Source organism: Streptomyces sp. RGM 3693 (assembly GCF_050471125.1).
Lineage (GTDB): Bacteria > Actinomycetota > Actinomycetes > Streptomycetales > Streptomycetaceae > Streptomyces.
Genome location: NZ_JBMPPQ010000002.1, coordinates 2,114,119 through 2,135,794, shown reverse-complemented (window position 1 = coordinate 2,135,794; position 21,676 = coordinate 2,114,119). Strand labels below are relative to the sequence as shown.

Below are 21,676 nucleotides of genomic sequence, written 5' to 3'. Positions count from 1 at the left end.
CCTACCTGGGAATCTTTTCGATTACCGGGTCAGTCTTGCAGATCCCCCGGGGCCGCCAGGTCAGACCGTGCCGACGATGTCGACCACGAAGACCAGGGTGTTCTTCGCCAGCTCGTGCTGCGGGCTGGCGCCGTAGCCCAGCTTCGGCGGGATCACGATTTCCACCCGGTCCCCGACGTGCTTGCCGACCAGTGCCTGGTCCCAGCCCTGGACGACCTGCCCGGTGCCGATCTGGAAGGCCGTCGCGCCACCGTGGTCCCACGACGAGTCGAACTTCTTCCCGTCCTCCCACTTCACGCCGGTGTACTGGGCGATCAGGCCGTCACCGGCCTTCACCTCCGGGCCCTTGCCCTTGATCAGCACCTGCTGCTTGAGGTCGGTGGGCGCCTTCTCGCCCTCGGGAATGGTGATCGTCGCGGCCTTGTCGTCCGCGGCCTTCACCTCCGGCATCCCGCTCTCCGGCGCCGCCTGGGTGCCCTCGGCCTTCGCCTTCTTGTCCATCTTCTGGGCGCCGACCACGTCGACGACCCAGACCAGGCCGTCCTCCGGCTTGATCCCCGACTGCGGGTTGAGGCCCTCGCCGATCAGCGCCTTGGCGGTGCCCTCGACCTCGAACCGGCTGCCGACCTTCTGCCCGGCCGCCGCGGTCAGCACCTTCGGCGGCAGCATCTGCTGCGTCATCTGGTCGGTGACCTCGGTGACCACCTGGCTACGCGCCGCACCCGGCTTGGCGCCCGGCTGCGGCGTCCAGCTGCTGCCCAGGTTCTGGCCCTTCATGGTCTGCGCGGTGAAGTCCAGGCGGACCAGGTCCCCCTTCTTGACGACCGCGCCCTTGCCCTCGGCCACGGTCGTGGTGACGACCTTGTCGGCCGGCTTGGCGTCCTTGGGCACGGAGATGGTGGGCTTCGCACCGGGCTTGCCCGTCACCTTGGCCACCGCGGCGTCGGAGGTCTTGCCGTCATCGGACCCGCAGGCGGCGGTGAGGAGCAGAACGGGCACCGCCAGCGCGACAGCGGCGGCGCGACGGGCGTGCGTGGCGAACGGGCGGGGGAAGCGCCCCCCGGGAGAATTCAGCATCTGTCCAACTCGGGCTCGTGGGGAAGATGGGCAATGCCCGCCACTCTACGACCTGTCGCTGTGGCCGCTTCCTGTTAACACAGCAGCCCGTCGCGGCACGGCAATGCGCCGAGAGCATTCACGCTCCCGGCGCACCCTGTGCATTCCTGACGTCACATCCCGGCGATCAGCTTCTCCACGCGGTCGTCGACGGAACGGAACGGGTCCTTGCACAGCACCGTGCGCTGCGCCTGGTCATTGAGCTTCAGATGCACCCAGTCGACCGTGAAATCACGACGCTGCTCCTGAGCCCGACGAATGAAGTCGCCACGCAACCGCGCACGCGTGGTCTGCGGCGGAACCGACTTGCCCTCGAAGATCTTCAGGTCGTTGCAGATCCGTGCCGCTTGGCCCTTCCGCTCCAGGAGGTAGTAAAGACCCCGGCGGCGGTGAATGTCGTGATACGCGAGGTCTATCTGCGCCACGCGCGGATGGGACATGCTGAGGTTGTTCTTTGCGCGGTACCGCTCGATGAGCTGATGTTTCATCACCCAGTCGATCTCGGTGGAGATACGGTCCAGTTCCTCGTCCCGGATCGCCTCCAGCGTCCGGCCCCACAACTCCAGGACCCGCTCGACGGTGCCCGTCCGGATTCCCCGGCGCTCGCAGAAATCGACGGCCTTTTCGTAGTACTCCTGCTGCACTTCGAGCGCGGACGCCTCGCGACCGCTGGCCAATCGCACCTTGCGCTGACCGGTGATGTCGTGACTGACCTCACGGATCGCCCGGATTGGGTTCTCCAGCGTCAGATCACGCATGACGGTGCCCGCCTCGATCATCCGCAGCACCAGGTCCGTGGCCCCGACCTTGAGCATCATCGTGGTCTCGGACATGTTGGAGTCGCCGACGATGACGTGCAGCCGGCGGTAGCGCTCGGCGTCCGCGTGCGGTTCGTCCCGGGTGTTGATGATCGGCCGGGAGCGGGTGGTCGCCGAGGAGACGCCCTCCCAGATGTGCTCGGCACGCTGGCTGACGCAGTAGACCGCGCCGCGCGGCGTCTGCAGCACCTTGCCGGCGCCGCACAACAACTGCCGGGTGACGAGGAACGGAATGAGGATGTCCGCGAGCCGGGAGAACTCACCGTGCCGGGCCACGAGATAGTTCTCGTGACAGCCGTAGGAGTTTCCCGCCGAATCGGTGTTGTTTTTGAAGAGATAGACGTCGCCCGCGATTCCCTCCTCGTGCAGGCGGCGTTCGGCGTCGACGAGCAGACCTTCGAGAATGCGTTCGCCAGCCTTGTCGTGGGTGACCAGCTCGGTCACGTTGTCGCACTCGGGAGTTGCGTATTCCGGGTGTGAACCCACGTCCAAGTACAGGCGGGCGCCGTTCCGCAGGAAGACGTTGCTGCTGCGGCCCCATGACACGACACGGCGGAAGAGGTACCGAGCCACTTCGTCAGGTGACAGTCGGCGCTGTCCCCTGAACGTGCACGTGACGCCGTACTCGTTCTCCAGCCCGAAAATGCGGCGGTCCATGACTGAACATTACGCCTGATGGCCTGCTCTGAAACCGGGTTCGACGGCCCCGTTTCGATCATTTTCCGCCCGGACCGCTTCCTCGGCGGGCAGCACCGGATCCCCCAGGAATCGCTTCATCGACAAAAGCACCAGCAGACCGGCGACCCCGGAGACACCGGCGACCGCGAACCCCGCGGCCGGTCCGCCCCCTTCCAGCGCCGGGCCGGCCACCGAGGCGCCCGCGGCCGAACCGACCCCGAACGCCGTCACCAGCCAGGAGAACGCCTCCGTCACCGTCCCCTTGGGCGCATGCCGGTCCACCACCACGAACGCGCAGGCCAGCGCCGGCGCCAGGAACACCCCGGCGAGACCGGTGAGTGCCGTCATCCCGGCCACCCCGGGCACCAGGAACAGCGGCAGGTAGCCCAGCGCCAGCAGCACCACGAGCAGGCGCAGTCGCGACTCCGGGCGCCCCGGCCACTGCCGGGCCCCGTAGACCAACCCCCCGGCCAACGCGCCCACGCCGAGCGAGGAGAGCAGATAGCTGGAGACCATCCCGCCGCCGTGCAGGTCGGCGTACGCCACCGCCGCCACCGCGATCGACCCCAGCGCCAGCCCGACGAAGAAGAAGGCGCCGATCAGCACCAACAGCCCGGGCGAGCGCAGCGCCCCCAGCCAGTGCGCCTCCCGGGGCGCGCTGCGCCACTGGCGCGACGGCGGGGAGACCACGACGGAGAGCGCCCCGAGCACCCCGATCGCGTTGATCACCAGCAGCGCCGCCGCGGCCGACCAGGCCGCCACGCAGAGGGTGACCAGCAACGGCCCGACCGCGAACATGACTTCCTGCGCCACCGCGTCGAGCGCATACGCGGCGTGCACCCGGTCCGCCCGCTGGAGCACCCCCGGCCACAGCGCCCGCAGCCCGCCCTCCAGCGGCGGGGTGAAGAACCCGGCGATCACCATGGCGACGTAGGCGGGCCACCGCGGCTCCACCCCGACGGCGGCGAGCAGCGCCATGCCGAGCGCGGAGAGCACCGAGGCCGGCAGCATCACCCGGGGCTGCCCGTGGACGTCCACGGCGCGGCCGAGCAGCGGTTGACCGATGGCGTTGCAGACACCGTAGATCGCCGAGAGCGCGCCGGCCAGGGCGTAGCTGCCCCCCTGGCCCCGGACGAAGAGGACCACCGCCAGCGGCGCGGTGGCGTTCGGCAGCCGGCCGACCAGGGTCCCGGTCAGCAGCCGGGCGGCATGCCGAGTCTTGAGCAAATCCGCATATCCCGCAGCCATACCTGCCCCTCTCCGCCCGGTCCGAGCCGGGAGTGTTACGTATAACGTGCGGCGTCATAAGTACCATGACGGCAACCCGCGGGTCCACCCCCGCAGTACCGGACCCAAGGAGTGACGCGCCCGGTGACCAGCCACGAGGCCGCACCCGACGCCCCCCAGCCACCACAGGGCGGTGCCACCGGCCGGGCCGCCGCCCGGGTCACCAGCCGCGACGTCGCACGCGCCGCCGGCGTCTCCCAGGCGGCGGTCTCGCTGGTCCTCGGCGACAAATGGCACGGCCGGGTCTCCTCCGGCAAGGCCGAGGTGGTCCGGGCCGCCGCCCGCGAGCTGGGCTACCGCCCCAACCTCGCCGCCCGCAGCCTGCGCACCGGCCGCACCCGCACCGCACTGCTGGTCGTCCCGGCGCTCACCACCGAGTTCTTCGCGCGGGTCTATACGGGCGCCGCCCGGATCGCCGCCGACCACGATTTCGGCGTGGTGCTCTACCCCTCCCCCGAGGGCACCGGCCCGGCCCCTGACCCCTTCGACTCCGCCTCCGCCGCCCTGGACGGCGTCATCGCCTCGTCGATGGCGGCCGACGCCCTCACCGCGCTGCGCAGTGCCGGGCTGCCGCTGGTGATGCTCGACAGCGACCCCGACGACCGCACCGCCTCCGCCGCCGTCAACCTCGACATCGCCGACGGCGTACGGCAGTTGGCCACCCACCTCACCGACCTGGGCCACCGCCGGATCACCCACCTCGCGGCCGATGTGGACTCCTGGACGTTCGCCGTGCGCGCCCGGGCCCTCACCGACGCCCTGGCCGACGTCCCCGGCACGGTCCTGCGCCGGCAGCCGGCCACCCTGAGCGTCGACGCCGGCCTGCGGGCCGCGCACACCGCACTGACGGCCCCCGGTCCCCGCCCCACCGCGCTGCTGTGCGACGACGACATCATCGCCGCCGGCGCCTGCAAGGCGGTCCGCCGCCTCGGCCTGCGGATCCCCGAGGACGTCTCGGTCACCGGCTTCGACGACCTGGCCCTCGCGGTCGCCGTGGAGCCGGAACTGACGACCGTACGCCTCCCCGCGGAAGAGTTCGGCGAGGCCGGTATGCGGGCGCTGATGGCCGTTCTGGACGGCGCCCCGGCTGACGCCACCACCCTCCCGGTCGCCCTCGTCCCGCGCGGCTCCACGGCGCCGCCACCGGACGCCCCGCACAACACCGCGCGCCCCGGCGGGTGATGACCCACCGGGGCGCGCGGTCCGGACCGTCGGCCCGGAAGTGGAGTGTCGCGGTCCTCAGTCGTCCGAGGGGCCCGACTCCGACTCGCCGCCGTCCGTCTCCGCGGCGGTGTCCTTGCCGGTTCCCTTGCCCGCTCCCTTGCCGTTCCCGCCGGACGCGGCACCGTCCGAGGACTCCCCCGCGTCCGCCGCGGGCTTGCCCTTTCCCTTCTCCTTCTCCGCGGCGGCGTGCTCGTCCAGCAGTCGGGACAGCTGCCGCCCCAGGATCCGCTTGAACTTCCGCTTCTGCGGGCGGGTGCGGTCCAGCACCGCGACCTCAAGGTGCTCGGCGGTCAGCGTCCGCTCGCCGCCGTTGGTGTCCCGGGAGAGCGAGTCGACCGCCAGCCGGAGCGCCTCCGCCAGGGACATCCCGTCGCGGTGGCGCTGGTCGAGGTAGCTGCTGATCTGGTCGGCGTTGCCGCCCACCGCGACCGAGCCGTGCTCGTCCACGATCGAGCCGTCGTGCGGCAGTCGGTAGATCTGGTCGTCCTCGGGGGCGTTGCCCACCTCGGCGACAATCAGTTCGACCTCGTAGGGCTTCTCGGCCGCGCTGGAGAAGATCGTGCCGAGCGTCTGGGCGTAGACGTTGGCCAGCCCGCGGGCGGTCACGTCCTCCCGGTGGTAGGTGTAACCGCGCAGGTCGGCGTAGCGGACGCCACCGATCCGCAGGTTCTCGAACTCGTTGTACTTGCCGACCGCCGCAAAGGCGATCCGGTCATAGATCTCGCTGACCTTGTGCAGGGCCCGGGAGGGATTCTCGGCGACGAAGAGCACGCCGTCGGTGTATTGCAGCACCACGACGCTGCGACCGCGCGCAATGCCCTTGCGGGCGTACTCGGCGCGGTCGGCCATGGCCTGCTGGGGTGAGACATAGAACGGCGTCGACACCGGCTATCCGTCCCTTCCTGTCAAAAGCTCTCTCGCTGTCTGGGGGCGCACCACGAATCATCCGTCCCGTCAGAGCAGCGCGGCGCGCGGGCCGTCGGGCTGTTCGAGTCGGCGCTCGTGCACGGCACGGGCGATCTCCGAGACCTCGGCCTCGGTCAGCTTCTTGAAGCCCTCTTCGGTGATCACCGTGACGATCGGGTAGATCCGCCGTGCCATGTCCGGCCCGGCGGTCGCCGAGTCGTCGTCGGCGGCGTCGTAGAGCGCCTGGACGACGGCGGTGGCGGCCTGATGCTCCGTGAAGTCCTCCCGGAAGAGCTTCTTGAGAGCACTGCGCGCGAAGACCGAGCCGGAGCCGGTCGCCGCGAAACCGTGCTCCTCCGAGCGCCCACCGGTGACGTCGTACGTGAAGATCCGGCCCTTCTCGCGGTCGAGGTCGTAGCCTGCGAACAGCGGCACCACGGCGAGGCCCTGCATGGCCATCCCGAGGTTGCTGCGGATCATCGTCGAGAGCCGGTTCGCCTTGCCCTCCAGGGAGAGTTGGGCCCCCTCGACCTTCTCGAAGTGCTCCAGCTCCAGCTGGAACAGCTTGACCATCTCGATCGCGAGCCCGGCCGTGCCCGCGACGCCGACCGCCGAGTACTCGTCGGCCGGGAAGACCTTCTCCATGTCGCGCTGCGCGATGACGTTGCCCATCGTCGCCCGGCGGTCACCGGCGAGCACCGCACCGCCGGGGAACGAGAGCGCCACGATGGTGGTGCCGTGCGGGGCCTCGATGACGCCCTGTACGGACGGCAGCGGGCGGTTGCCCGGCAGCAGCTCGGGCACGTGCTGCCCGAGGAAGTCCATGAACGACGAGGATCCAGGCGTCAGGAAGGCAGCTGGCAGACGCCCGGTGCTGGGAGTGTTGGCTTCCACACGTTTCCTTCCGGATACTCGGCCGCCCGCCTCGAAGCACGTCCGGCCGATCCATGAATTGATCCAAGGCTGCGTTGCAGCTGAAGCAGAGTACGTCTCGGACCCTACCCGCCCCGGAGCTGTGATCCACATGTCGGGATCCGGTATCGAACAGGCCGGGCAGAACCCGCCCGAAGCCGTGCACGCCGGCCGGGCACCATGCGCGGGAATTCCTCTTCGCACCGCGCACGGCACACCGGTCGGCGAGCGTCAGATATAAGCGCCCGATTTGCGCTTACTGTCCGCCTTTTTGAACGAAAGACCGCACGAAATCCTCGGCATTTTCTTCGAGGACATCGTCGATCTCGTCCAGGACGGAATCCACGTCGTCGGACAATTTCTCCTGGCGCTCCTTGAGGTCCCCCGACGCCTGCGCGTCCTGGGTCTGCTCCTCGACCTCTTCGGTGGACCGGGTGGCCCGCTGCTGTCCGCCGCCGCTGTCCTTGGTCGCCATATCCCTCACCCCGCTCGGTTCGCCCCGCTCGATGTGACCTTCAAGATCCGACCCTACAAGCAGGGTCCGACATCGGCCCTGCACTTGCTGCAACGCCCGGGAGTCACCTGAATGATTCCCGCACCGGGGCCGATTCAGCCGTCGATCGGCTACGGATCATGGCTTGTTTGCCATGAACCTGCCCCGCTTCAGCGTCCGGACAACGTCCTGACCAGCTCTTCTGCCGTACGGCAGCGGTCCAGGAGCTCCTTCACGTGCTTACGGGTCCCGCGCAGCGGTTCCAACGTGGGCACCCGTTGCAGAGAGTCACGACCGGGCAGGTCGAAAATGACCGAATCCCACGAGGCGGCGGCCACGTCGTCCGCGTACTGCTCCAGGCAGCGGCCGCGGAAATAGGCCCTGGTGTCCTCCGGAGGCTTCAGCTCGGCCCGCTCCACCGCCGACTCGTCCAACAGCCGCTTCATCTTGCCGCGCGCCGCCAGACGGTTGTACAGGCCCTTCTCGGCGCGTACGTCGGCGTACTGGAGGTCGATGAGGTGCAGCCGGGCGGCGTCCCAGTCCAGGCCGTCCCGGCGGCGGTAGCCCTCCATCAGCTCCCGCTTGGCGACCCAGTCCAACTCCCCCGACAGGCTCATCGGGTCGTTCTCCAGCCGGCCCAGCACGTCCTCCCACCGGGACAGCACATCGCGGGTCTGCTCGTCCGCGTCCGCGCCGTAGCGGTCCTCGACGTACTTGCGGGCCAGCTCGAAGTACTCCATCTGAAGCTGCACCGCGGTCAGCGTGCGCCCACTGCGAAGCGTGATCATATGGCGCAGCGACGGGTCGTGCGAGACCTGATGCAGGGTGCGGACCGGCTGGTCAACGGCGAGATCGACGGCGATGAAGCCGTCCTCGATCATGGACAGCACCAGCGCGGTGGTGCCCAGCTTCAGGTACGTCGAGATCTCGGAGAGGTTGGCGTCGCCGATGATCACGTGCAACCGGCGGTACTTCTCGGCGTCCGCGTGCGGTTCGTCCCGGGTGTTGATGATGGGCCGCTTGAGGGTCGTCTCCAGGCCCACCTCCACCTCGAAGTAGTCGGCGCGCTGGCTGAGCTGGAAGCCGTGCTCGTGCCCGTCCTGGCCGATGCCGACCCGTCCGGCGCCGGTGACCACCTGCCGGGAGACGAAGAACGGCGTCAGGTGGCGCACGATGTCCGAGAACGGGGTCTCCCGCTTCATCAGGTAGTTCTCGTGCGTCCCGTAGGAGGCGCCCTTGTTGTCGGTGTTGTTCTTGTAGAGGTGGATGGGCTGGGCGCCGGGGACCTGCGCCGCGCGCTCAGCGGCCTCAGCCATGATCCGCTCGCCGGCCTTGTCCCACAGGACCGCGTCACGCGGATTGGTGACCTCGGGAGCGCTGTACTCGGGGTGTGCGTGGTCGACGTAGAGCCTGGCCCCGTTGGTGAGGATCACATTGGCCAGACCGATGTCCTCGTCCGTGAGCTGGCTGGAGTCGGCGGCCTCGCGGGCGAGGTCGAAGCCGCGGGCGTCCCGCAGCGGGTTCTCCTCCTCGAAGTCCCAGCGAGCACGTCGTGCCCGGTGCATCGCGGCCGCGTAGGCGTTGACGACCTGGGACGAGGTGAGCATGGCATTGGCGTTCGGGTGGCCCGGGACGGAGATCCCGTACTCCGTCTCGATTCCCATTACTCGCCGTACGGTCATGCGGCCCTCCTTGCCCGGCGGCGCCCCCGGATGGGGCAGGCGCTCAAAAACCGCTGCGCTTCCGGTCCCCGTACGTTCCCCGCGTCCGCACAGCGAGACGCAGCGGTACCGAAGAGCCTAGAACGCCTTTGCGGCGCTGGGGAGATCATTACAGTCATTGCTCCAGTCCGGTTTTCCCTGGTCCGTCGCCGGACCGCCGGGGCGGTCCGCGCGCCCCCGGAAAAGCGTCCGGCTGCGGACGCCCCGTGCAGGACATCCGCAGCCGGAGAGCGGTGTTACAGGTATTGGCCGGTATTCGCCACCGTGTCGATGGAGCGACCGGTGTCCGCGCCCTGCTTTCCAGTGACCAGGGTGCGGATGTAGACGATCCGCTCGCCCTTCTTTCCGGAGATCCGGGCCCAGTCGTCCGGGTTGGTGGTGTTGGGCAGGTCCTCGTTCTCCTTGAACTCGTCCACGCACGCCTGGAGGAGGTGGGAGACCCGCAGACCCTTCTGGTTGTGCTCAAGGAAAGCCTTGATGGCCATCTTCTTCGCACGTCCGACGATGTTTTCGATCATCGCGCCGGAGTTGAAGTCCTTGAAGTAAAGGACTTCCTTGTCACCATTGGCATAGGTGACCTCCAGGAAGCGGTTTTCCTCGGATTCCGCATACATCTGCTCGACGACCGACTGGATCATTCCGCTGACCGCCGCCTTACGGGAATTCCCGTGCTCAGCGAGATCGTCGGAGTGCAGCGGGAGCCTTTCCGTGAGGTACTTCGAGAAGATGTCCTTGGCGGCCTCCGCGTCCGGACGCTCGATCTTGATCTTCACGTCGAGGCGGCCGGGGCGCAGGATCGCCGGGTCGATCATGTCCTCGCGGTTCGAGGCACCGATCACGATGACGTTTTCCAGGCCCTCGACGCCGTCGATCTCGGAGAGCAACTGCGGGACGATGGTGTTCTCCACGTCCGAGCTGACCCCGGATCCACGGGTGCGGAAGAGGGAGTCCATCTCGTCGAAGAAGACGATGACGGGCGTCCCCTCGCTCGCCTTCTCCCTGGCGCGCTGGAAGACCAGGCGGATGTGCCGCTCGGTTTCGCCGACGTACTTGTTGAGCAGCTCGGGGCCCTTGATGTTCAGGAAGAAGCTCTTCCCGGCGGGCTGCCCGGTCACCTCGGCGACCTTTTTGGCAAGGGAGTTGGCGACCGCCTTGGCGATGAGGGTCTTGCCACAACCGGGCGGGCCGTAGAGCAAGACGCCCTTGGGCGGGCGGAGTTCGTGCTCCTTGAAGAGGTCCGGGTAGAGGTAGGGGAGCTCGACCGCGTCCCGGATCTGCTCGATCTGGCCGCTCAGACCACCGATCTTGGTGTAGTCGATGTCCGGGACCTCTTCGAGGACCAGTTCCTCGACCTCGCTCTTGGGGATGACCTCGTAGACGTAGCCGGAGCGGGTGTCGAGCAGCAGGGCGTCGCCGGGACGGATGGTGACGTCCAGCAGCGGCTCGGCGAGCCGCACCACCCGCTCCTCGTCGGTGTGCCCGATGACCAGCGCGCGCTCGCCGTCCTCAAGGACTTCCTTGAGGGTGACGATGTCGCCGGCGCTCTCGAACTCCATGGCCGCGACCACGTTGAGCGCTTCGTTGAGCATCACCTCTTGGCCGCGCCGGAGGTCTTCGGCCTCGACGCTGGGGCTGACGTTCACCCGGAGCTTGCGGCCCCCGGTGAAGATGTCGACGGTGCCGTCCTCATTGACCTGCAGGAAGACACCGAAGCCGGCCGGCGGCTGCGCGAGCCGGTCGACTTCCTCCTTGAGGGCGACAATCTGGTCGCGGGCCTCGCGGAGCGTATTGGCGAGGCGTTCATTCTGGGCGGAAACACCGGCCAGGTTGGTCTGCAGCTCGACGATCCGCTCTTCGAGAATCCTCGTGTGCCGCGGAGAGTCGGCGAGCTTACGTCGCAGGACGGCGATCTCCTGCTCAAGATAGGCAACCTGACCGGCTGGATCTTCAGACCCGCGCCCCGGCCGGATGCCGCGGTTGATGTCGTCGTCGTGGGCTGCCACGGTCCTCACCTCCTCCAAGGAGCTGGACGCTTCCAGACCCTACCTGGGCCGGTGCAGGTTGAAACCCCTAGATCGAAAAGACTGTCGGGGTGTGTCCGATCTTCACCCTTGCGCACGTCCTCACGCCAAGGGAATACCCACCCAACAACATCGGAAAGCGAGCGGTTGTATCGTCGAGTCGGTCAACACCCGTCAGGGCTGGCGCCACTTAGACAAAAACGGTTCACGTAAGTAGGAACGGCAGGCGAGATGACCGCGCAGGACGAAGCACCGGAGCTGGAAGTCTGGATCGACCAGGACCTGTGCACCGGGGACGGGATCTGCGCGCAGTACGCGCCGGAGGTCTTCGAGCTGGACATCGACGGCCTGGCCTATGTGAAGAGCGCGGACGACGAGCTGCTGCAGGACAAGGGCGCCACAACGCCCGTCCCGTTGCCGCTGCTCAACGACGTGCGGGACTCAGCCAAGGAGTGCCCGGGCGACTGCATCCACGTGCGCCGGGTCTCCGACCGCGTCGAGGTCTACGGGCCGGACGCGGAGTGACCGGCTGCGCGTACGCGCAGTGGACACCGCGCGTACGCGGCGTAGGCACCACGTAGCAGAACACCGCAGACACACGCGTCGTGTGACGGATCAGGCACCTGCGGTGGTCGATGAGGCGGGGAGTTCGCTCTGGACGAACTTCCCGCCTTGCCATTGCCACTTGACGGTCTTGTGCACGTCCGGCATGTAGCTAGGCACGTCCGGTGAGGAGTAGCCCTGGACGGTCGCGGAGACGGCCCGGCCCTGGAGGGTGATGTCCTGGACGGAGAGCCGTTGGGCGGGCGCCAGGAGGGTCGCCACGATGCGTGGTGGGGCCTTGGGGTCGGAGGGCTGGGCGAGGACGTAGACACCGCTGGGTGGGGTGCCTGCTTCGGTGTGGCAGCGGACCACGGCGACGGTCTGGGTGCTGCCGGCGCCGTCGAGGTCCCCGGAGACCTTCTGGACCACGTCGAGGCGGTTGGGTCCGCAGTTGACGGGGAAGGTCACGCGGCCCGGATCGGGTGCCGCGGTCACCGGGGCGTCCTTGGTGGTGGTGCCGGCGGCCGTGGCGGTGGCCCCGGAAGGCTGGAAGAGGGACGAGACCGCGATCACCGCCGAGAGGACGGTGGCGGTGGCGAGCCAGTGCATGGGGTGGGGCTGGGTGTGCAACAGGTCCTGGCCTGCCAAGGGCTGCACGCGGGGTAACTCCTGTGAGGTGCTGTGGCGGTGGGAGTGGCCAGCATCGTTCCACAGCAGGGGGCGGCAAGGAACCGGTGGGGGCGGAGTTTGCGGAGTTTTCCGTGCCGGTCCGGAGGGAGAACGAAACGGCGCCGCCGGCGGTTCCCGTTCGGGGGGAACTCGTCGGCGGCGCCGGTCGGTTCGGTGGCCTGCCGGGCGGCGTCAGTCGCGCTCGGGCGAACCGTCGGTGAGGTCGGCACTGAGGTCGGCCGCGGCGGCCCCGTCGGGCTTGTCGGCGGCGGCGCTCTTCTCCCGACCCGCGGCGGTGGCCTTCTCCCGCCCGGGCCCGGCGTAGTCCTCGCCGTAGGCGCCCTTCGCGGGCCGGCGGCGGCGCAGCGGGGGCTCGACGCCGTCGGCCAGCCGGCGGGCGGTCAGCAGGAAGCCGGTGTGGCCGATCATGCGGTGGTCGGGACGGACCGCGAGGCCCTCCACGTGCCAGGTGCGGACCATGGTTTCCCAGGCCGACGGCTCGTTGAAGGTGCCGTGTTCGCGGATCGCCTCCACGGTGCGGGCCAGCTGCGTGGTCGTGGCCACGTAGGCGCAGAGGATGCCGCCGGGCACCAGGGCCTTGGAGACGGCCTCCAGGCACTCCCAGGGGGCGAGCATGTCCAGGATGACGCGGTCGACGTCGGTGTCGGAGAGGTTGTCCTGGAGGTCGCCCACGGTGAGCGTCCAGGCGGGGTGCGGACCGCCGAAGTAGCGCTCCACGTTCTGGGTGGCGATCTCGGCGAAGTCGGCGCGGCGCTCGTAGGAGTGCAGCATGCCGTCGTCGCCGATGGCGCGCAGCAGGAAGCTGCTCAGCGAGCCGGATCCCACCCCCGCCTCGACGACGCGGGCGCCGGGGAAGATGTCGGCCATCGCCAGGATCTGCCCCGCGTCCTTGGGGTAGACCACGGCGGCACCGCGGGGCATGGACAGGACGTAGTCGGGGAGCAGGGGACGCAGCGCGAGGTAAGCGACGTTTCCGGTGGTACGGACAACACTGCCCTCGGGCGCGCCGATCAGCTCGTCGTGGGGGAAGGCTCCCTTGTGGGTGTGGAAGCTCTTGCCCTCTTCGAGCGTGAACGTGTAGTGGCGTCCCTTGGGGTCGGTGAGCTGGACCTGGTCCCCGACCTTGAAGGGCCCACGACGGCGGGCGGCACCGGTCGGTTCGGACATGTGACCAGCCTACCGGCCGTTCGGCGTCCGCCGTACCAGGGGCGTCGGGCCGGCCCTTGCGACCGGCTCGCCCCCGCCATCAGGCCCGTCGAACGGTACGGGGCCCCCGGCTGGGGGCTACCCAGGGGTGGCGGCGGGGAACCGCGCCCGGGCGGGCGGTCAGGAGGGGCGGGCCATGGCGGCGACGAAGGCGCGTTCCACGTCGGCGGTGGAAAGGACGCCGTAGATCGCGCCGGATTGTTCGACGACGAGGTACTCGGTGGCGGGGGTGGCGCGGAGGTGGTCCAGGAGGTCCTCGCCGGCGAGTTCGGCGGCGACCCGCATGCCGTCCTTGAGGTCCTGGGCGAGGGTGCCGACGGCGACCCACGGGCGGCGGTGTTCGGGGATGCCGACGAGGGCGGCCTCGCGGACCAGGGCGGTGGGGAGTCCCTGGCGGTCGACGACGACCAGGGCGCGGGCGCCGGCGTCGTTGGCGCGGCGCAGCGCCTCGGACAGCGGGGTGTCGGTCTCGACGGGGATGGCGCGCCGGGTGAGCGTACGGGCGGTGAGGTCGGGGAGGCGTTCGCGCAGCCGGGCCATGCGGAGGCTGTTGCCGGCGCCGGTCCAGATGATGGCGGCGAGGATCGCGGCGAGCAGGGCATCGGTCAGCGAGTCGGCGCCGCCGAGCTCCTCCGGGGCCCGACCGAGGGCGCCGGTGTGGGTGAGCAGTGGCAGGCCGATGAGGACGGTGACGGCCAGCGCGCGGCCGACCCAGGCGGCGGCGACGGTGCCGCTCATCGGCTTGCCGGTGATCTTCCAGACGACGGCGCGCAGCATCCGGCCGCCGTCCAAGGGGAGGCCGGGGAGCAGGTTGAAGATCGCGACGATGAGGTTGGAGACCATCAGGCCGGCGAGCAGGACGCCGGGGACCGTGCCCGGTTCGACCATCTGCATGCCCACGTAGAAGACGCCGGCAAGGACCAGGGAGAGGAGCGGGCCGACGAAGGCGAGGACGAACTCCCGCCCGGGGGTCTCGGTCTCCTTCTCTATCTCGGAGACGCCGCCGAAGAACTGGAGCTGGATCCGGCGGACCGGGAGCTTGAAGCGGAGCGCCGCGACGGTGTGCGCGAGTTCGTGGACGAGCACGGAGGCGTAGAAGGCGACCGCGAAGAAGAGGGAGACCAGGTAGCGGGCGGCGCCCAGCTCGGGCAGGACCCGCTCCAGTTGACCGCCGAAGACCCAGGTGATCAGGGCCGCGACCAGGAACCAACTGGGCGCGACGTAGACGGGCACGCCGAAGGGGCGGCCCATGAGGATGCCGCCGCCGGGGGCTTTCTGGCCGGTGTTCGCCCGGTCGGTGCCCCGTGGTGCGTCCGGCGGGCCCGGTGGCGCCGCCGGGGGCCCGTCGGGTGTCTGCACGGGCGGCTGGGGCGGCCGGTCCTGCCCGGACTCCTGGGGGTCCTGCGGCTTCCCGCTCTCGTCCACGGCGTCCCCTCGTCGAAATACGGCTTCGGCACCTGCACTGTCTGATAACTCGATCATGCAGGGCAAAGGTGCCCGACGTCGATGGTATGCGGAGCTTCCGGCCGTGATCCGCTGCGGGGCGGGCCGGACGGCGGGCTCACGGTCGGTGACCGTTCCGCGATTGTCAGTGGCGGGCCGTAGGGTTCTGTGACATGGGATGGAGCACGGAGAAGACCGAGGTGGACGCGCCGGGTGGCGGGCCGGAGCCGGCGGCGGTGCCCGCGCAGGTGTCGGCGCCGGCTGGGGTCGCGGCGCCGGCTCAGGGTGGGGCGCAGGCGCCGGTGGCGCTGTCGCCGTCGCGGGCGAGCGACTTCATGCAGTGCCCGCTGCTCTACCGCTTCCGCGTGATCGACAAGCTGCCGGAGAAGCCGAGCCCGGCGGCGACCCGCGGGACGGTGGTGCATGCGGTGCTGGAGCGGCTCTTCGACGCGCCCGCGGTGGAGCGCACGGCGGCCGGGGCCCGGGCGCTGGTGCCGGTGGAGTGGGAGAAGTTGCTGGCCAAGCGCCCGGAGTTGGTCGGGCTTTTCCCGGATGATGTGGACGGGGCGCGGCTGGGCCAGTGGCTGGCGGAGGCCGAGGGGCTGGTGGACCGCTGGTTCACGCTGGAGGATCCAACGCGGCTGGAGCCGGCCGACCGCGAGCTGTACGTGGAGACGGTGCTGGATTCCGGGCTGCGGCTGCGGGGGTTCATCGACCGGGTCGACGTGGCGCCGACGGGCGAGGTGCGGCTGGTCGACTACAAGACCGGTAAGGCGCCGCGGCCGCAGTTCGCCGAGGGCGCGCTGTTCCAGATGAAGTTCTACGCGCTGGTGATGTGGCGGCTGCGGGGTGTGGTGCCGCGCCGGCTCCAGCTGGTGTACCTGGGCAGCGGGGACGTGGTGACGTACGACCCGGGTGAAGCCGATCTGCGGTCCGTGGAGCGGAAGTTGCTGGCGCTGTGGGAGGCGATCCGGCTGGCGACGGAGACCGGTGACTGGCGGCCACGGCCGACGAAGCTGTGCGGCTGGTGCGACCACCAGGCGCACTGTCCGGAATTCGGCGGCACTCCCCCGGTGTATCCGCTGCAGGTGCGAGCGGGGGCGGGCGATCCGGCCGGGGGTCCGGGGGTTGCCCCCCGGGAGGCGCAGTCGCTGCAGGTGCGGGCGGGGGCGGCTGGTCCGGCCGGGGGGCCGGGGGTTGCTCCCCGGGAGACGCAGTCGCTGCCGGTGCGCCCGGCGGAGGACGGGAGCGGGCCGCAGGGCAGAATGGAGCAGATCGAGTAGATCGATCCCCGTCGAAGGAGAGCTTGTGGCCATCCGCGTCCTGCTGGTCGACGACCAGCCCCTGCTGCGTACGGGTTTCCGGATGATTCTGGAAGCCGAGCAGGATCTGGCGGTCGTCGGTGAGGCGGGCGACGGGCTTCAGGCGCTGGAGCAGGTGCGGGCGTTGCAGCCCGATGTGGTGCTGATGGACATCCGGATGCCGCGGATGGACGGCGTCGAGGCGACCCGTCAGATCACCGGCCCGGCGAAGGACGGTCCGGCGAAGGTGCTGGTACTGACCACGTTCGACCTGGACGAGTACGTCGTCGAGGCGCTGCGGGCCGGGGCCAGCGGCTTCCTGCTCAAGGACGCCCCAGCCAACGAACTGGTGCAGGCGATCCGGGTGGTGGCGGCGGGCGAGGCGATGCTCGCGCCGAGCATCACCCGGCGGCTGTTGGACAAGTACGCCGAGCATCTGCCGTCGGGTGAGGAGCCGGTGCCGGGCACCCTCCACACGCTCACCGAGCGGGAGGTGGAGGTGCTGAAGCTGGTGGCCCGCGGGTTGTCGAACGCGGAGATCGCCGCGGACCTGTTCGTCAGCGAGACGACGGTCAAGACGCACGTGGGGCACGTGCTGACGAAGCTGGGGCTGCGGGACCGGGTGCAGGCGGCGGTGTACGCGTACGAGAGCGGGCTGGTGCGGCCCGGCGCGCAGTAGTCGGGCAGTAGTTGCAGCGCAGACGGCGGCGGGGCCGGTCCGGGGTGTCCCGGTCCGGCCCCGCCGCCGTGGTGTTCCGGCGGGCCGGCTCAGGCGTCGGCCGACTTGCTGATCTCCCAGAAGCGGAAGACGGTCGTGGAGTCCAGGGTCCATTCCAGGCCGGAGACGCCCTGGCGGGCGACCGCGTACTGCTTGCCCTGCCAGATCGGGATGACCGGCAGGTCCTTGGCGACGATGTCCTGGAGCTCGCGGAAGGCGGCCTTGGTGGCGCCGCGGTTGGGCTGGTCGGCCGTCTCGGGCAGCAGCCGGCTGGTGATATCCGGCGAGCTGTAGTGGTTGGCCAGCACGCTGTCCTTGCCGAAGAACGGCTGGGTGAAGTTGTCCGGATCCGGGTAGTCGGGGATCCAGCCCTTGACGTAGGCGCCGAACCGGCCGGTGGCTATGCCCTCGTCGTAGTCCTTGGTGGGCACGCTGGTGACCTTGGCGTCGAACAGGCCGCTGGCGTTGAGTTGGGCGGCGATTTCCTGGACGGCGGCGACGGTGCCGGGGCCGAACCGGTCGGGGGTGGCCCACAGGGTGAGCGGGACCTTGCCCTGGATGCCGGCGTCGCGCAGCGCGGCGGTGGCCTTGTCGGGCGCCGGGCGGTCCCCGTAGGTGCTGAAGAAGGCGGTGTTGTGGCCGGTGATGCCGGCCGGGACGACCGAGTAGAGCGGTTCGGCGGTGCGCTGGTAGACGTCCCGGACGAGGGTCGAGCGGTCCAGGAGGTAGGCGACGGCCTTGCGGACGCCGAGTTTGCCGGCGACCGGGTCCTTGAGGTTGAAGACCAGGTGCATGACCTCGGCGCTGCCGCCCTCGACGACCTGGGTGCCGTGCTGCTGGTGCAGGGAGGCGCGGTCCAGTGCGGCGATGTCCTTCATGGCCAGGCCGCGGTAGGCGACGTCGACGCTGCCGCTCTGGACGGCCTTCTTGAGCTGGTCGGGGTTGCCGAAGAACTTCAGGGTCATCCCGGAGTTCTTGGCCTTGGCGGGGCCCTTGTAGGACGTGTTGACGGAGAACTTGGCCTGTTGGGGGCCGTAGGAGTCGAGGGCGTAGACGCCGGAGCCGACGGCCTTGCCGTCGGCGCGCAGCCGGTCGGCGGGGTAGGCGGTGTGGTCGACGATGGAGCCGGCGCCCGAGGCGATCTTCATGGGGAAGGTGGCGTCGGGCGTCTTGAGGTGGAAGACCACGGTCCGGGTGTCCGGGGTCTCGACGTTGTCCAGGGCGGCGAACATCACGGCGGGGCCGTTCTTGTCCTTGATGCGCCGGATGCGGTCGAAGGAGAACTTGACGTCCTGTGACGTGAGCTTGTCCCCGTTGCTGAAGGTCAGGCCGTCCTTGAGGGTGCAGCGGTAGACCTTGCTGTCGGAGCCGGTGAAGCCGCAGCTCTCGGCGGCCTCCGGCTCCGGGGTCGTCCCGCCCTTGGGGAAGCTGAGCAGCGACTGGAAGACGTTGTTGAACAGCAGCCAGGAGCCGGGGTCATAGCCCGAGGCTGGGTCGGTGGCCACGACCTTGTCGGTCATGCCCATGACGACGGGTTCGCCGTGGCCGGACGACTCCGAAGTGTCCGTGCCGCACCCGGCGACCGCGAGCAGGGCTGTCGCCAGCCCCGCTCGGATCGGGGCGGCCAGCCACTGGTCACGCTTCACTCGGTGGTTCCTCACGTTCTGGTGGTGCCGGTCGGGCCGCGGCGGGGCGCCGCGGCGGGGGACGGTGCGGAGCGGGCGGCGGTCAGCTGGAGACGCCGCGGCCCAGCTCCCAGATCTGCAGCGCCGAGGAGGAGTTGAGGGCCCATTCGACGCCGGTGATGTTGTCGCGGGCGGCGACGTACTGCTTGCCCTGCCACAGCGGGAGGTACGGGACGTCCTCGGCGAGGATGTCCTGGGCCTGCTTGAAGCCGGCCCCGGCGGCGTTGCGGTCGGTCTGCTGGCGGGTGGTGGGGATCAGCTGCGTCTCGATCGTGTCGTTGCGGTACGGGGAGTTGAGGAAGTTCCCCTTGCCCACGAACGGCGCGATGTAGTTGTCCGCATCCGGGATGTCGGCGAACCACCCCATGCCGAACGCGGCGTACTTGCCCTTCGACTCGTCGGTGCGGAACTGCTGCCAGCGGTCGATGCCCTTGATGCTGACGTCGAACAGCTTGGTGCTGTTGAGCTGCTGCTGGAGGGCGGCGAACTCCTTGGCCGTGTTGGGGCCGTAGTGGTACTTGCTGTAGGTCAGGGTGAACTTCACCGGGGTGGTGATGTTCGCCTGCTGGAGGGTCTGCCGGGCGGCGGCGACATTGGGGTCGCCGTACTTGTTGAAGAAGGCGTTGATGTGCCCGTTGAGACCGCTGGGGACGAGCGAGTAGAGCGGGTCACCGGTGTACGCGTAGACGTCGCGCACCAGCTGGGAGCGGTTGACGACCTGCGCCATCGCCTGGCGGACGGCCTTGTTGGAGACGGCCGGGTCCTTGGTGTTGAAGGCGATGTAGCGGATCTCCTGGCCGGGCATCTCCTGGAGCATGAGGTGCTTGTCGCTGGAGTTCTGCAGGCTCTTGACCTGGTCGGGCTTCAGACCGCGGCTCAGCAGGTCGATGTCGCCCTTGCGGAGCGCCGCCTCCATGTCCGCCGAGTCGTCGAAGAACCGCATCTCGACCTTGTCGTTCTTCACCTGCAGCCCGCCCTTGTACTCGGGGTTCTTGGTGAAGACGGCCTTGGTGAGGCGGTCGCCGCTGTGCTCGGTCTTGAGCTCGTACGGGCCCGAACCGACGGTCTCCCAGCCCTTGTAGAGGCTGTTCTTCGGGTACACCTGACTGTCGACGATGGCCGCGGCGGGGGTGGCGAGCTTCTGCGGGAAGGTGGCGTCCGGCTTGGTGAGGTGGAAGACCACCTCGCTGTCGCTGGGCGTCTCGACCCGGTCGATGTCGTCGAGCAGCGACACCGGACCGTTGGTGTAGTTGATGGTCCGCAGCCGGTCGATGGAGAACTTCACGTCCTGCGCCGTCAGCGCATGGCCGTTCGAGAACTTCAGGCCGCTGCGCAACGTACATCGGTACTGCTCGTTCTGGGTGTCCCGGAAGCCGCACGACTCGGCGGCCTCGGGCACTACGGCGGTGCCGGTCCGCGGCTGTCGCATCAGCGTCTGGAAGGTGCTGCGCAACACGTTCCAGGCGTCGACGTCGTACGCCTGCGCCGGATCGAACGGCGCGGGCGCCGCCTTGGTGGCCTCGATCTGCGAGGCGACGCCGACGACGATCGGCGAGCCGCTCGAGCCCGCGCCGTCGGTGTTGCCGCAAGCAGCGAGAGCCGGGGCGAGGAGACCGGCCAACGCCGGCAGCACCAAGGTCTTGCGATTCATCGTCGGCAGGTTCCTTATCAGCGCAGAGGTGTTGCTCGCGTCGAGATTAGTAGGCGCCGCCAGCGGGTCATCGACGCAAGGAAGTTACATCGATATGGCGGTCGGATAACGGGGACTGGGTGATCGATAACCGGACGGTGGAACGTATCGCACGTTGCCCCACCAATCCGGACACTTACCCCCGTAAAAACCACCGGTGAGACCCCCTGGAACAGCGGCCGGGCCCGCTGTCGACGGCCCGGCGCGTGAGAAACGTCACGCATCCTAGCGGTCGGGCCGCCGGGGGAATTCCCCCGGGTATTCGTCACGGAAAATAAGCGGTTCGCTGCCGTGAGTTCCGGAGCATTCCGCGCAGTACGCTCAGTGCACGGTTCCCCGGCTTTCCGTGATGAGCGTCCGCAGAAAAGGGAGATCGACTTCTTCGAGGGAGCGCACCACGGTCCGCCCCGGAGCGGGCGGAATGGGCGTCACGGACGGCACCGCGACCACCCGGCAGCCGGCCGCCTCCCCTGCCCGCACCCCGGTCAGGGTGTCCTCGACGACGGCGCACCGGGCCGGGTCGACGCCCAGCCGCGCGGCGGCGGTCAGATACGGGTCCGGGTGCGGCTTGGTCCGCATCAGGTCGTCGCCGGCGATGGTGAGCTCGAAGTTCTCCGGGCCGAGGGAGTGCAGCACCTTCTCGATGATGGTCCGGTGCGAGGCGGAGACCAGCGCGGTGGGCACCTCGTGCGCGGCCAGCTCGGACAGCAGTCGGCGGGCGCCCGGCATCAGCGGGACCCCGCGGCTGATCCGGGCCGCGAACGCCTCGTTGAGCAGGGTGCTCAGCTCCGGCAGGCCGATGGCGGCGCCGGTCGCCCGGAGCAGGTAGCCGGCACTGCGGGACATCGGGCCACCGACCACGACCTCCCGGTGGCACTCGTCGAGGGTGTGGCCGAGCCCGGCGAAGACCTCCGCCTCGGCCTCCCACCAGAAGCCCTCGGTGTCGACGAGCGTGCCGTCCAGATCGAGGAACACGGCCTGGAGGGTCGCGGCATCGGCCGTGCGGGTGCCGACTGCGGGGATGCTGCTGGTCATCCATCCACCTCCGTTGGGATGTCCCCGGAGGGACGAAAGGGCCGGCCGCCTCCCCCGGCGGGGGGAAACGATCGGCCACTACCGGACCGACCAGTGTACGACGGTGCCCGGCGGAACGCCCGGTGAGTGCGGCGGATCCGCTTCCCGGGCACCCAGCGCTACGGCGCGTCACCGGTCCGGGTCCCGGGA

18 protein-coding genes and 1 pseudogene are annotated in these 21,676 nt (G+C 69.5%); 4 read left to right on the top strand and 15 right to left on the bottom strand.

Annotated features, from left to right (window positions below; translation table 11 throughout):
• Positions 1-60: 60 nt before the first annotated feature.
• The 3 genes from ACO0M4_RS26845 to ACO0M4_RS26835 all read right to left on the bottom strand — a co-directional run bounded on the left by ACO0M4_RS26845 (position 61) and on the right by ACO0M4_RS26835 (position 3,860).
• Positions 61-1,077 carry an FKBP-type peptidyl-prolyl cis-trans isomerase gene (locus ACO0M4_RS26845; protein ID WP_430373468.1) on the bottom strand — a complete coding sequence of 339 codons (1,017 nt, stop codon included), beginning with the start codon at positions 1,075-1,077 and terminating at the stop codon, positions 61-63.
• A gap of 152 nt (positions 1,078-1,229) precedes the next feature.
• A complete protein-coding gene (pafA, locus tag ACO0M4_RS26840) occupies positions 1,230-2,591 on the bottom strand; it encodes a Pup--protein ligase (RefSeq protein ID WP_430373467.1) in 1,362 nt (453 codons plus the stop codon).
• A gap of 9 nt (positions 2,592-2,600) precedes the next feature.
• Positions 2,601-3,860, bottom strand: coding sequence for an MFS transporter (locus ACO0M4_RS26835; RefSeq protein WP_430373466.1), 1,260 nt, complete (start codon positions 3,858-3,860; stop codon positions 2,601-2,603).
• Between the two features lie 123 nt (positions 3,861-3,983).
• On the opposite strand from ACO0M4_RS26835, the gene ACO0M4_RS26830 reads away from it, so the two are divergent.
• Complete coding sequence (locus ACO0M4_RS26830) at positions 3,984-5,081, top strand: LacI family DNA-binding transcriptional regulator (RefSeq protein ID WP_430373465.1); 1,098 nt, start codon at positions 3,984-3,986, stop codon at positions 5,079-5,081.
• A gap of 57 nt (positions 5,082-5,138) precedes the next feature.
• On the opposite strand, the gene prcA is transcribed toward ACO0M4_RS26830, so the two are convergent.
• The 6 genes and pseudogenes from prcA to arc form a co-directional block, all read right to left on the bottom strand.
• Complete coding sequence (gene prcA, locus ACO0M4_RS26825) at positions 5,139-6,008, bottom strand: proteasome subunit alpha (RefSeq protein ID WP_430373464.1); 870 nt, start codon at positions 6,006-6,008, stop codon at positions 5,139-5,141.
• 69 nt (positions 6,009-6,077) lie between these two features.
• Positions 6,078-6,923 (bottom strand): proteasome subunit beta, encoded by an 846-nt coding sequence (gene prcB / locus ACO0M4_RS26820; protein WP_430373463.1) that lies wholly within the window; start codon positions 6,921-6,923, stop codon positions 6,078-6,080.
• Between the two features lie 79 nt (positions 6,924-7,002).
• Positions 7,003-7,053 (bottom strand): annotated as a pseudogene (locus tag ACO0M4_RS26815) (hypothetical protein); the annotation flags it as partial.
• Positions 7,054-7,197: 144 nt separating this feature from the next.
• A complete protein-coding gene (locus tag ACO0M4_RS26810; protein ID WP_039642048.1) occupies positions 7,198-7,416 on the bottom strand; it encodes a ubiquitin-like protein Pup in 219 nt (72 codons plus the stop codon).
• Positions 7,417-7,604: 188 nt separating this feature from the next.
• Positions 7,605-9,116 (bottom strand): depupylase/deamidase Dop, encoded by a 1,512-nt coding sequence (dop, locus tag ACO0M4_RS26805; RefSeq protein ID WP_430373462.1) that lies wholly within the window; start codon positions 9,114-9,116, stop codon positions 7,605-7,607.
• 275 nt (positions 9,117-9,391) lie between these two features.
• The gene (arc, locus tag ACO0M4_RS26800) at positions 9,392-11,158 is read right to left on the bottom strand and encodes a proteasome ATPase (RefSeq protein WP_430373461.1); all 1,767 of its coding nucleotides are present in this window, start codon (positions 11,156-11,158) and stop codon (positions 9,392-9,394) included.
• A 249-nt stretch (positions 11,159-11,407) separates the two neighbouring features.
• Here arc and ACO0M4_RS26795 point away from each other — a divergent pair, with 249 nt between their 5' ends.
• Positions 11,408-11,701: a ferredoxin gene (locus tag ACO0M4_RS26795; protein WP_430373460.1), complete on the top strand. Its 294-nt coding sequence runs from the start codon at positions 11,408-11,410 to the stop codon at positions 11,699-11,701.
• Positions 11,702-11,791: 90 nt separating this feature from the next.
• Here the strand turns inward: ACO0M4_RS26795 and ACO0M4_RS26790 are convergent, their stop codons facing one another.
• The 3 genes from ACO0M4_RS26790 to ACO0M4_RS26780 form a co-directional block, all read right to left on the bottom strand.
• On the bottom strand, positions 11,792-12,376 hold the full coding sequence (locus tag ACO0M4_RS26790; protein ID WP_430373459.1) for a hypothetical protein: 585 nt from the start codon (positions 12,374-12,376) through the stop codon (positions 11,792-11,794).
• Positions 12,377-12,580: 204 nt separating this feature from the next.
• The gene (locus ACO0M4_RS26785; RefSeq protein WP_430373458.1) at positions 12,581-13,576 is read right to left on the bottom strand and encodes a tRNA (adenine-N1)-methyltransferase; all 996 of its coding nucleotides are present in this window, start codon (positions 13,574-13,576) and stop codon (positions 12,581-12,583) included.
• 159 nt (positions 13,577-13,735) lie between these two features.
• Positions 13,736-15,040: a site-2 protease family protein gene (locus tag ACO0M4_RS26780; RefSeq protein ID WP_430373457.1), complete on the bottom strand. Its 1,305-nt coding sequence runs from the start codon at positions 15,038-15,040 to the stop codon at positions 13,736-13,738.
• Positions 15,041-15,231: 191 nt separating this feature from the next.
• Here ACO0M4_RS26780 and ACO0M4_RS26775 point away from each other — a divergent pair, with 191 nt between their 5' ends.
• Both ACO0M4_RS26775 and ACO0M4_RS26770 read left to right on the top strand, forming a co-directional pair.
• Positions 15,232-16,341: a RecB family exonuclease gene (locus ACO0M4_RS26775; protein WP_430373456.1), complete on the top strand. Its 1,110-nt coding sequence runs from the start codon at positions 15,232-15,234 to the stop codon at positions 16,339-16,341.
• A 25-nt stretch (positions 16,342-16,366) separates the two neighbouring features.
• Complete coding sequence (locus ACO0M4_RS26770) at positions 16,367-17,038, top strand: response regulator (protein WP_430373455.1); 672 nt, start codon at positions 16,367-16,369, stop codon at positions 17,036-17,038.
• Positions 17,039-17,127: 89 nt separating this feature from the next.
• Here ACO0M4_RS26770 and ACO0M4_RS26765 read toward each other — a convergent pair whose 3' ends face one another.
• The 3 genes from ACO0M4_RS26765 to ACO0M4_RS26755 form a co-directional block, all read right to left on the bottom strand.
• A complete protein-coding gene (locus ACO0M4_RS26765) occupies positions 17,128-18,723 on the bottom strand; it encodes an ABC transporter substrate-binding protein (protein WP_430373454.1) in 1,596 nt (531 codons plus the stop codon).
• An 82-nt stretch (positions 18,724-18,805) separates the two neighbouring features.
• A complete protein-coding gene (locus ACO0M4_RS26760; protein ID WP_430373453.1) occupies positions 18,806-20,413 on the bottom strand; it encodes an ABC transporter substrate-binding protein in 1,608 nt (535 codons plus the stop codon).
• A 360-nt stretch (positions 20,414-20,773) separates the two neighbouring features.
• A complete protein-coding gene (locus ACO0M4_RS26755; protein WP_430373452.1) occupies positions 20,774-21,487 on the bottom strand; it encodes an HAD family hydrolase in 714 nt (237 codons plus the stop codon).
• Between the last annotated feature and the right edge of the window lie 189 nt (positions 21,488-21,676).